Annotated in this window: 9 protein-coding genes and 1 pseudogene; 6 read left to right on the forward strand and 4 right to left on the reverse strand. The window is 71.9% G+C overall.

Annotated features, from left to right (window positions below; translation table 11 throughout):
- Positions 1 to 2,761, forward strand: a 2,761-nt coding sequence (locus O145_RS14670; protein ID WP_043564314.1) for a VanW family protein, incomplete at its 5' end; no start/stop codon positions are given.
- A gap of 889 nt (positions 2,762 to 3,650) precedes the next feature.
- Here the strand turns inward: O145_RS14670 and O145_RS14675 are convergent.
- Together O145_RS14675 and O145_RS14680 are read right to left on the reverse strand one after the other, a co-directional pair.
- Positions 3,651 to 4,058, reverse strand: a complete 408-nt coding sequence (locus tag O145_RS14675; protein ID WP_156966816.1) for a hypothetical protein — start codon at positions 4,056 to 4,058, stop codon at positions 3,651 to 3,653.
- A gap of 45 nt (positions 4,059 to 4,103) precedes the next feature.
- The gene (locus O145_RS14680) at positions 4,104 to 4,496 is read right to left on the reverse strand and encodes a hypothetical protein (RefSeq protein WP_043564317.1); all 393 of its coding nucleotides are present in this window, start codon (positions 4,494 to 4,496) and stop codon (positions 4,104 to 4,106) included.
- A gap of 94 nt (positions 4,497 to 4,590) precedes the next feature.
- Between O145_RS14680 and O145_RS18495 the strand changes: the two genes are divergently transcribed.
- The 4 genes from O145_RS18495 (at position 4,591) to O145_RS14695 (ending at position 8,639) form a co-directional block, all read left to right on the forward strand.
- Positions 4,591 to 4,758 (forward strand): hypothetical protein, encoded by a 168-nt coding sequence (locus O145_RS18495; protein ID WP_156966817.1) that lies wholly within the window; start codon positions 4,591 to 4,593, stop codon positions 4,756 to 4,758.
- A gap of 439 nt (positions 4,759 to 5,197) precedes the next feature.
- Positions 5,198 to 5,551 (forward strand): ferredoxin, encoded by a 354-nt coding sequence (gene fdxA / locus O145_RS14685; RefSeq protein WP_043564319.1) that lies wholly within the window; start codon positions 5,198 to 5,200, stop codon positions 5,549 to 5,551.
- Positions 5,552 to 5,627: 76 nt separating this feature from the next.
- Complete coding sequence (dapC, locus tag O145_RS14690) at positions 5,628 to 6,860, forward strand: succinyldiaminopimelate transaminase (protein WP_052375244.1); 1,233 nt, start codon at positions 5,628 to 5,630, stop codon at positions 6,858 to 6,860.
- A 390-nt stretch (positions 6,861 to 7,250) separates the two neighbouring features.
- A complete protein-coding gene (locus O145_RS14695) occupies positions 7,251 to 8,639 on the forward strand; it encodes a citrate synthase (RefSeq protein WP_084682667.1) in 1,389 nt (462 codons plus the stop codon).
- Positions 8,640 to 8,744: 105 nt separating this feature from the next.
- On the opposite strand, the gene O145_RS14700 is transcribed toward O145_RS14695, so the two are convergent.
- The gene (locus O145_RS14700; protein ID WP_043564321.1) at positions 8,745 to 9,383 is read right to left on the reverse strand and encodes an NYN domain-containing protein; all 639 of its coding nucleotides are present in this window, start codon (positions 9,381 to 9,383) and stop codon (positions 8,745 to 8,747) included.
- Positions 9,384 to 9,543: 160 nt separating this feature from the next.
- Between O145_RS14700 and O145_RS14705 the strand changes: the two genes are divergently transcribed.
- Positions 9,544 to 10,350: a class I SAM-dependent methyltransferase gene (locus O145_RS14705; RefSeq protein WP_043564323.1), complete on the forward strand. Its 807-nt coding sequence runs from the start codon at positions 9,544 to 9,546 to the stop codon at positions 10,348 to 10,350.
- A gap of 206 nt (positions 10,351 to 10,556) precedes the next feature.
- Here O145_RS14705 and O145_RS14710 read toward each other — a convergent pair.
- Positions 10,557 to 10,800 (reverse strand): annotated as a pseudogene (locus tag O145_RS14710) (hypothetical protein); the annotation flags it as partial.

Below are 10,800 nucleotides of genomic sequence, written 5' to 3' on the forward strand. Positions count from 1 at the left end.
TGCCGGCGACGGGGACTCGGCGCCCGGGCCCGGTGAGGCCGGGGGTGCGGACGTTGAGTCCGAGGAGTCCGAGCCTGCTGAGGGTGCTGAGGCCGGGGTCTCGGAGGAGCCGGAGGCTTCTGAGGAGGAGCCCGACGGCGGTGCGCCTGCCGCTGAGTCGGATGACGCCGGCTCGGTCGAAGCCGACGCGGATACCGAGGCCGAGTCCGGTGACGTCGAGCCTGCTGAGCCTGCCGGCGGCGAGGACTCGAGGGAGCCGGGGGCTTCCGAGGGAGAGCCTGACGTCGAGGCCGTCGCTGACTTTGAGGCCGTCGAGTCGGATGACGCCGGCTCGGTCGAGGCTGAGGTCTCCGAGCCTGCCGACGACGGGGACTCGGCGCCCGAGCCCGTTGAGGGTGCTGAGGCTGAGGTCTCGGAGGAGCCGGAGGTTTCTGAGGAGGAGCCCGACGGCGGTGCGCCTGCCGCTGAGTCGGATGACGCCGGTTCGGTGGAGGCCGACGCTGCCGAGCCTGCCGAGCCTGCCGGCGACGAGGGCTCGGCGCCCGAGTCCGCTGAGGCTGAACCGGAGGCTGAGGAGGCTGAATCCGAGGAGCCCGCTGGGCCCGCCGACGCTGAGCCGGAAGCTGAGAAGGCCGAATCCGAGCCCGTTGACGCCGAGCCGGGGGCCGAGGCTCCCGACGTCGAGGCCGAGGCCGGTGAGGCCGAGACGACGGATGTCGTGGCCACACCGATGGCCGACACCCTTGCAGCCATGTCTGCGCGTACCCCAGCAGAGGCGGCCTCGGACGAGGCATCCGAGGTCGAGACCGCTGGCTCCAAAACCGCCGGGCCTGAGGCCTCCAGACCGAGGTCCTTCACACCCGCTGGCTCCGAGCCCGCAGAACCCGAGGTCTCCGAGCCCGCAGAGGGCGCGTCTGCTGCCGAGGGCCCGTCCGAGGCTGCCTCGGCGACCGCCGCCAGCTCCGCTCTCACCGGGATCATGGCAGTCCTCGCCAAGATCAAGGCTGTGCCGACGGGTCTGCCGCACAGGCGCAGGCTGAACCGCGGCGTGCTCGCAGGAATCATCGGTGCGGGCCTGCTCGTCCTGGTCTGGGGAGGCGCCGCCATCGCCGCCACCCAGCACGTCTTCGCCGGATCGACGGTCTCCGGCGTCGACGTCGGAGACATGAGCCCCGACGAGGCCCGCCAGGTCGTGGCTGACCAGATCGGCGCCGAGCTCGCGCAGCCCGTCACCCTCAGTGCCAACGACTCCACCGACACGCTCGTGCCGGCCGACTCCGGAGTGAGCGTCGACGCTGCCGCCAGCATCAACCGGCTGATCGACCCCACCATCAACCCGGTCACGCTCATCAAACGTCTGAGCGGTACCAGTGTTGACGCCGTCACCACCGTCGACTCTGATGCGCTCACCAACGCCCTCAACGCCCGGCTCGGCACGCTTGCCACCGGCACGGCCGACGCCGTCGTCACCCTCGAAGGCACCACCCCCGTGGTGACCCCGGGCACAGACGGAACCGGCATGGACGTCGATGCCTCCGTCAAGGCCCTGAGTGCCGGCTGGCCCCTCGGCCAGGAGGAGATCGCCATGGTCGAGGGCACCGCGAGGCCCGCCATCACCGATGACGACGCTGAGGCCTTCGTCGACTCCGTGCTCACCCCCCTGCTCTCCGACAGCCTCACCGTCACGGCCGCCGACACGAGCGTGGAGAAGACCGCCGCCACCAAGCAGGTCGTCCTCTCGCCCGAACAGATCGCCGACCTGACCACCATCTCCACGGACGACGGCGAGCTCTCCGCCGTCCTGGACTCTCAGCGGCTCCACGACACGATCATCGACGCCATGGGCGGGATCGAGACCGCGCCCACGAACGCCGGATGGACCATCGACGGCTCAGCGGAGAGCGCCGCCGGCGCCAAGCCGCAGTACGTGGCCCCATCCCCCGGGGAGGGCATCGACATGGACGCCCTGACCCAGCAGCTCGTGGAGGCCGGCACCACCGGCACCGCCTCGGCCGACAGGACCGTGGCTCTCACCATGATCACCACCCAGCCGGAGATCACCACGCCCGAGAAGGACTGGGGCATTACCGAGGTCACCGGCGAGTTCGCCACCCCCTTCAACTCGGAGCCCGGACGCGATCAGAACCTCATCCGCGGCGCCGAGCAGATGAACGGCCAGATCGTCATGCCCGGGGAGACCTTCTCCGTCGAGCAGGCGCTCGGCCCGGTCGACTACGAGCACGGCTTCACCGATGCCGGCGTCATCTCGAACGGCCAGCACGTCGACGCGCTGGGCGGCGGCCTGTCCCAGATCGGCACCACCATGTTCAACGTCGGCTTCGAGGCCGGCATGGACGACATCGAGCACCATCCGCACTCCTACTACTTCGACCGGTACCCGGCGGGGCGCGAGGCGACGCTCTGGACAGGTCAGAAGGACGTCAAGTTCGCCAACTCCACGCCGTACGCGGCACTCATCCAGGCCTGGGTCGCCGACGGCGAGGTCCACACCCGCATCTGGTCCACGCACTACTACGACGTGTCCATCACCAGCTCGGAGCGCTACAACTACCGGCCCGTCCAGACGATCACCCGTCCGGCGGGCGCGGGGTGCCAGGCGTACTCCGGCGGCAACCCGGGCTTCGACATCACCGTCACCCGCACCCGCACGGCCCCGGACAAGGCCATGCCCGACGACGTCCTGACCACCACCTACGACGCGGACAACAACATCGCCTGCGGGAAGTCGGGAAAGTCCTAGCGGAGGCGCCGCCCCGGCACTACGCTCCGCGCGAGCCAGCGACACGCTGGAAAACCTAGTCCCCAAAAAGGTACAGATAGCAATACCATAACATTTTGATCTCGCTGCCGTCTCGCCGGGCGTGCCCTTGCGCCGCCCACTAGGCTTGTCAAGGCTATGGAGCATCGTTTCCCCTTCCCATGAGGAGAACGCATATGACTGTGACGACGCCGGACCGTTCCGTCGTGAACACCTCGGCCCCCCCGACGGAGACGAGGTCCGGGCGCCGCCGCGCCTCTGCTGATGCTGACGCACAGGGCCGCCACCGCGCCGCCGCCTCGGCGGAGGCCGGGGCGACGACAGGGCGCCGCACCGCGCCGTCGGCCGTTCCCGCCTCCGAGGCCGGGTTCCAGTCCTACTCCATGTTCTCAGGGTCGCGCCCCGCCAACGCCGTCCCGGTCTATCGCAGCGCCGCCAGTCACGGCGCGGGATCCCAGCCCGGTGCCGCGGGCGCCCCCCGCCCGTCGACGTCGGGCGGGGGGCACTCCCGCGCCCCTCGGCAGGCCTCTTCCCCGGGGCGGGGGATGCGCCCCGCCCCGGCCACGAGCCCCGGATCCCAACGACCGGCCGCCGCCCCCGGCAGAGCCGCCCCGACGCCGCACAGGCGTCCGGCCGAGCCCGGGGGCGCCGAGCCGCCGACCGGGCGCCCGGCCTCCGGTCGGCGGCCCGCGGCCTCGTCCCGCCGCGCCTCAGAACCGCCCACAATGCCTTCCCCCACGGGCCCGACGCCGGTTCTGCCGCCGAGTCCGCCCGCGGAAGCGCACCTGTCCACCGCCGAGGCCGAGCTCAGCGCCCTGCTGCTCGGCGGGACGCCGACCGGCTCCATCGACGTGAGCTCGCAGGCGGGACATCAGAGGGGGCGAGCCTCCTCGACCGCGCGCCCCGGGGCGCCGGCAACGGCGCGCTCCGGGTCCCCCATCGTGGCGCGCCCCGGGGACCCGAACGCCGGCGCTGCGGACAGCTCCCGAGTCGCTTCTCCTCCTGCGGCCTCCGTCCGCCGGGCGGCCTCCGCTCCCCATGCGGCCTCTGCGGCGACCTCCGGCGGACGCGCGCGATCCGCCGAGCCCCCGGTGCGATCCGCCGGCTCCCCGACGCGCTCCGCGATGGCGACGCCGTCCAGGGCGTCTGCGGCCTCGGCGGCCAGCGGAGCCCCCGCGCCGTCGGCCTCCTCCGCGCCCGGGGCGGTGAGGCGCCGCCCCGTTTTCGCGCCGGGCAGCCCGTCGGCGTCGTCCGCCGGAACCACCGGCCCGGTGGGCATCCTTCCCTCACCGGCCACAGCAGACGCCCCGGAGGGCACGGCGACCTATCGGGTGGTCGTCGCCAACCAGCAGGTCGCCGTCACAGCCGCCCATGAGGCGCCGGGCGCAGGTCGTGGCGCGGCGGGACCTCCGGCCTCGGCGCCGGCTCGGGCCGCGGCTCCCGGCCGCCCAGGATCGGGCAGCAGCAGGGCGCCCGCCCCGATTCGGGCGAGGACCCGGTCCACCGCGCTCCCGTCCGCCTCTCCGACCCCGGGGGTCCCTGCTTCGGCGGCGCCGGGCGCGCCGGCCAGGACTGCGCCCGGGCGGCCCGCGGCCGCCGCCTCCGCGCCGTCGTCGGAGACCGCCTCCCAGCCGGCGGTCCCCGCACGCGCCTCCTCCGCCTCGGGCGCCCAGGGTCGCGAGGTGTGGTCGAGGGAGGAGAACCTCGCCTGGGTCACGCTCTCCAAGAGCGCGCCCGGGGAGCAGCAGGTCCACTCCCCCTATCGCCGAGACGCAGTGGCGGCAGGTAGACGGCGGGGGATCCCGACGGCGGTGAAGGTCGCTGCGATCCTTGCACTGGTCCTGCTGATCGTGCTTGCGGGCCTGATCTGGGTCGCGCCCATGCTGCTCGGCCCGGACTTCTCGCTGTCGCACATCGTCGGCTCGCTGCTGGGAGAGGCGTCGGCGGGCGTGGCCGCCCCGCCGGGACTCCTGGCGTAGGTCCTGTCGTCGAAGGTCGTTTGACTCGGCGGTCGACGCCAGCGGTGTGCAGCGGGGCCGCGGGCGCTTGGAGGCACGAGAGGGATGGCGCGACCGCGACGCATGCCGCTGGGCCCGTATCCAGGCGCGGACGGAGGGGAAACCAGCTGGCCGCGGCCTAGCCCCACGCCCCGGAAGACCTCGCGCGCTGGACGCTGAACGAGACGCCGCCGTCGCTCGGCCCGCAACACCCCGGAGAAACTCCGGAGGAGTCGGCTCCCGGCCCTCCGGCTGGATTCGGTTCCTCGCCCATCACCAAATAAACCGCGGGAGCACCCCGCATTCCCGTGCTCAGGGCCACGGTTCCGGCCTCTTGGGCGAGGTGGGGACGTGGGGCAATATTGTGGACATGGCTGCGTCGCCGCCCGTGCGACGCGTTCCAGAGAAGAGGAATCCACCCATGACCTACGTCATCGCCCAGCCATGTGTCGACGTCAAGGACCGCGCATGTGTGGACGAGTGTCCGGTCGACTGCATCTACGAGGGCGAACGGACCCTCTACATCAACGCCGACGAGTGTGTTGACTGCGGCGCCTGCGAGCCCGTGTGCCCCACCGAGGCGATCTTCTACGAGGACGACGTCCCCGAGGAGTGGGAGGACTACACGCGGGCCAATATCGACTTCTTCGAGCTCGAGGGCCTGGGCTCCCCGGGCGGTGCCCAGAAGACCGGCCCCCAGCCCTACGACGACCCCATGGTTGCGGCCCTGCCTCCGCAGAACGCCGACTACCGGGAGGCCAACGGGCTCGACTGACCCGAACGGCGCGCGGCACCCAGCCGATGGCCCGCCGTCGGGGCACCGTTGGGAGACAATCGGGTGCGTGACTGACGTGACCGACTCGCCCTCCGCCCGCGCCTCTCGCCCCGTCCTGCCGCGCCCGCCCGCCCTGCCGGACTTCCCCTGGGACTCCCTGAGGCCCTACCGCGCCCTCGCCGCAGCACACCCGGACGGCGTCGTCGATCTCGCCATCGGCACTCCTGTTGACGACTCGCCCGATGTGGCCCGCGCCGCCCTGGCCGCGGCCTCCAACGCGCCCGGGTACCCGGCCGCCGTCGGCACGCCGGCCGTCCGCCGGGCCATCATCGCCTGGATGGAGCGCCGGCGCGGGGTGCGCGGCCTGACCGACGACGCCGTCATCCCCACCATCGGCTCCAAGGAGTCGGTGGCGCTCCTCGCGCTGCAGCTCGGGGCCGGGCCCGGCGATGTCGTCGTCCACCCGCGCGCCGCCTACCCCACCTACGACGTCGGGGCGCGTCTGGCCGGCGCCACGCCCGTGCCCGTCGACACCGATGCCGACCCCGACACCTGGGAGCTGCCCGCCGGCCCGGATGGCGCCCCCGCCGCGCCGGTCATTGTGTGGCTCAACAGCCCCGGCAACCCCGACGGCCACGTTCTGGGCGTAGAGCAGCTGGCGCGCATCGTCGCCTGGGCGCGCCACCGCGGGGCCGTCGTCGTCGCCGACGAGTGCTATGCCGAGCTCGGCTGGGCCGAGCCGTGGGCCTTCGAGGGCGTGCCGAGCCTGCTGGACGCGCGCGTGACCGGCCGCGCCGACGGCGGTGAGACTGATCCGACCGGGCTCATCGCCCTGTACTCCCTGTCCAAGCAGTCAAACCTGGCCGGCTACCGGGCCGCCTTCCTGGCCGGCGACCCCGAGCTCGTCAAGGCGGTGACCGAGGTGCGCAAGCACTCCGGCCTGCTCGTGCCCGCCCCCGTCCAGGCGGCCATGGTCGCCGCCCTCGGCGACGACGCCCATGTGGCGGCCCAGCGGGAGACCTACCGACGTCGTCGGGAGGCCCTCCTGGAGGCCACGGCCGCCGTGGGCCTGGTCAATGACCCGGCCTCGGTCGCCGGCCTCTACCTGTGGCTGAGCGGGCCCGCGTCCATGAGCGCCTTCGACCTGGTGGGGGCCTTCGCCGAGCTGGGGATCGTCGTCGCCCCCGGGGACTTCTACGGCGAGGCGGGCGCCGGGCGGGTGCGCATGAGCCTGACCGACACCGACGAGCGCGTGGCCGCCGCCTGCGAGCGCCTGCGCTCGCCCGGGGCCCGGAGGCTCTTCGCCTGAGCGGGCCGCCGGCTCGCGCCCTTCCTCCTTCGCCGAGATCGGTCGAGTTCCGCACCGAGATCGGTTCATGCACAATTCTTTCAGGAACCCGTCAAGAACCCGCCGGGCGCGGCGCGTTGAGCGATCCGCACGGGAGGCCGTCATTGTGCGGAAAGGTGCCCCTGGGCGAGTTCTTCGGAGTTCTTTTGAGCCCGCGGTCAGTGTCGCCCGGCTGCGCCGGGCGCCTTTCGGCCGCCCGGCGCAGACCGCGGGGCCGCCCGGCGGTGCGCCCGCAGTTCGGCACGCGTCAATGTCGCGGGCGGGGAGCCCGTAGAGTTGGCCGAGGACCAGGGCCCGCCCGCGGTGGGCCAGGGTGCGGCAGCGCCGACGTCGTCAGCCTTAGGAGGCACTATGACCGACACGACCATCGACCCCAACGACCTGGACGTCCCGGGCGAGCTCACCGTCGGGGAGACGGGCCTGGAGCTGCCGCGCATCCACGCCACCGAGGGATCCGACGGGCTGGGCGTGGGCAGGCTGCTGCGCTCCACCGGGATGGTCACCCTCGACCCGGGCTTCACCAACACCGCCTCGTGCACCTCGGACATCACCTACATCGACGGCGCCGCCGGCGTCCTGCGCTACCGCGGCTACCCGATCGCCGAGCTCGCCAAGTCCTCGACCTTCCTGGAGGTCGCCTACCTGCTCATTAACGGCGAGCTGCCCGACGCCAGGACCTTCGAGCGCTTCGAGCGCCGCATCGGCCGTCACCGCCTCCTCCACGAGGACTTCCGCAGCTTCTTCACCTCCTTCCCCTCCTCCGGCCACCCCATGGCGATCCTCCAGGCGGGCATCGCCGGGCTGGCCACCTACTACGAGGACACCCTCAACCCGCACGACCCCTACGAGCGCGAGCTCGCCACGGTGCTGCTCCTGAGCAAGCTGCCGACCATGATCTCCTACATCGCCCGTCGCGCCATCGGCCTGCCGCTGCTCTACCCGGACTCCAAGCGGGGCTACGTCGAGGACTTCCTCAACATGACCTTCGGCATGCCCGACCAGAGCTACGAGATCGACCCCGCCGTCATCAGGGCGCTGGACATGCTGCTCATCCTGCACGCCGACCACGAGCAGAACTGCTCCACGTCCACCGTGCGCCTGGTCGGCTCCGCGGACGCCAATATGTACGCCTCGGTGGCGGCCGGCGTCGGGGCGCTGTCGGGGCCGCTGCACGGCGGTGCCAACGAGGCCGTTCTGCGCATGCTCGACACCATCCAGGCCGAGGGCATGACGACGACCGAGTTCGTCCGCAGGGTCAAGAACAAGGAGGGCGGGGTGCGTCTGATGGGCTTCGGCCACCGCGTCTACAAGAACTACGACCCGCGCGCCGCCATCGTCAAGGAAACCGCCCACGACGTCCTGACCCGCTTGGGCAGCGAGGACGGCGACCGCAAGCTCGAGATCGCCATGGAGCTGGAGGATGTGGCGCTGTCCGACGAGTACTTCATCTCCCGCAGCCTGTACCCGAACGTCGATTTCTACACGGGCCTGATCTACCAGGCCATGGGCTTCCCGGCGAAGATGTTCACGCCGCTGTTCGCCCTGGGGCGCCTGCCCGGCTGGATCGCCCAGTACCGCGAGATGATCGCCGACCCGGCCAAGCGCATCGGCCGTCCGCGCCAGGTCTACACCGGGGAGGTCGAGCGGCACTACATCGCCATGCGCCGCCGCAAGCACGCCGCCGAGTACCCCGGCACCCGCGTGGGCGAGATGAGCCTGGACCACGTCAACAAGGTCTGAGGGCATCATACAGGCCTCGGTCTCACTCTCGGGGTCGCCTGGACCACGTCAACAAGGTCTGAGGGCCGGCCCTGCGGCGGAGCGGGCCTGCGCCGTGGCCCTCTCTCAGGCGTAGGACCGGGGATCGAGACTGCCCATGAAGTGTCTTCGCGTCATCGAGACCGTCCAGAGACGGCGGTTGGTCTTGATGTTGCCGCGCGTCCAGCCCGCTGCTGGGTCGTACCATTTCGCGGCCTCGACCTTCGCGCCCGCTGTCGCAGCGGCCGCGTCGAGCGCAGGGGCCAGATCAGTGTCGCGGGAGGCGAGAACGACGACGTCATAGGCGCGGGAGCGGGCCAACTCTACCAGGGTGAGCGCGCACAGGACGTCTACGCCCTTCTCCTGCCGAGAACTGCGTACCGGCACTCGGCTCCCGTCCACGTAGTCCCATGAGTACTTCAGCGGACGCAGCGTCACGTTAACCACTCTGTGGTGGCCCTGTTCCCAGGCGGCGCGCTGTTCCTGGTTCCGCCGGTAGGCATCGGGGTCGTCCTCTGGGATCGGTAGGCCGCGGAACACCTCGACTCGTGAGACCGATACCTGGCGTGCGTCGTCGTTCGTCGCGTTGCGGGCCTGAGCGAGCTGGCACGCGAAACGGTAGGGCTCGACAAGGGCCTCTTCGGGCGGGCGTCCAGGCAGAAACAGCTTCGCTGCTGTCAAGTGGACGTTCTGGTAGTCGACTACGACTGCCATCGTGAGGGTCATGACAACTCCACAAAGTAGACCCCGCCAGTCCCGGAGGACGACGGGGAGTTATGAGCGAATAGTAGGAGCGCTCCGGGCGACCGGTCAAGCAGCAGGGGGTGGGCCGAGAGCCGGCCCATGTCACTGTTTCTCACGGTGAGGGCAGGCTAAACTCCCGCCCATGAGCGACAAGCCCGCCTCCGACGTTCCCCTCCCGTACGCCGACCGCCCCATCGCCACAGCACCCGGCCACTGGGTCCTCGCCCGCGCGGGCAAGCGCGTCCTGCGCCCCGGCGGCGCCGCCCTGACCGCCGACATGCTCGCCCACGCCGGGCTGGCGGACGCCGACGTCGTGGAGATGGCCCCCGGCCTGGGCCGCACCGCCGCCGAGATCGTCGCCGCCGGCCCAGCCTCCTACACCGCGATCGACCGTGACCCGCAGGCCGCGGCCCGGGTGGCCGCCGTCGTCGGGGAGCGCGGCACCGTCCGTCAGGGCGAGGCGGCCGACACCGGCCTGCCCGACGCCAGCGCCGACGTCGTCGTGGGAGAGGCCATGCTCACCATGCAGGGGGACAAGGGCAAGGCGGCCATTGTCACCGAGGCCGCCCGCGTCCTGAGGTCCGGGGGCCGCTACGCGATCCACGAGCTCGGCGTCGCCCCCGACGACATCGACGAGGAGTACTACACCCGGCTGCGTCGCGACCTGGCCCGCGCCATCCACGTCAACGCCCGCCCCATGACCGCCGCCGCCTGGCGCCAGCTCATGGAGGACGCCGGGCTGGAGGTCGACTGGGTCGGCACCGCCCCCATGGCGCTGCTCAAGATGAGCCGTAACCTGCGCGACGAGGGGCTGGGCGGCGCGCTGAGGATCGTCCGCAACGTCATGCGGGACAAGGAGCTGCGCGCCCGCATCCTCCAGATGCGCTCCGTGTTCACCCGCTACCAGAAGGACATGGTGGGCATCGCCGTCGTCGCCCACAAGCCCTGAGCCGCCGAGTCCTGAGCTGCGACCCGGCCAGCCGGCCCTGCGCGAGGCGGACGAGATCATCGCCCGCGGCACCTCGCGCTTCTCCTCCCGTGATGAGCTCTACGCCGCGCTGGGGCTCTGACACGGATGCTCGAGCCCGAGCTCAGCCCGGCGTCCACGCGGGATGTGGGGCCGCTCGGGCGCTGGCGGCCCGGCTCGCCCCGCCCTCAGTCGTCCCGGCCGCGGCCGATCAGCCCGGTGCGCAGCACCTCCCGGTTGACGCGCGCGATCGCCTCCAGCGGGATGCCCGCGGGGCAGGCGGGCACGCACTCGCCGTAGACCGAGCACGGCCCGAAGGCCTCGTCCAGGACGCGGGCCATGTCGGCAAATACGCCACAGGCGCCGGCGATGACCCCGAGGAGGACGAGCGTGGGAATACTCACGATGTGGAAAAGCCTGCCGATGGGCAGC

The sequence above is a fragment of the Actinomyces israelii DSM 43320 genome (assembly GCF_000711965.1).
Lineage (GTDB): Bacteria > Actinomycetota > Actinomycetes > Actinomycetales > Actinomycetaceae > Actinomyces > Actinomyces israelii.

Coding starts and splice junctions, on each gene's coding strand:
- O145_RS14705 (WP_043564323.1), top strand. CDS start 9,544: ATGAGCGACAAGCCCGCCTCCGACGTTCCCCTCCCGTACGCCGACCGC.
- O145_RS14695 (WP_084682667.1), top strand. CDS start 7,251: ATGACCGACACGACCATCGACCCCAACGACCTGGACGTCCCGGGCGAG.
- fdxA (WP_043564319.1), top strand. CDS start 5,198: ATGACCTACGTCATCGCCCAGCCATGTGTCGACGTCAAGGACCGCGCA.
- O145_RS14675 (WP_156966816.1), bottom strand. CDS start 4,058: ATGCCCACCGGGCCGGTGGTTCCGGCGGACGACGCCGACGGGCTGCCC.
- O145_RS14700 (WP_043564321.1), bottom strand. CDS start 9,383: ATGACCCTCACGATGGCAGTCGTAGTCGACTACCAGAACGTCCACTTG.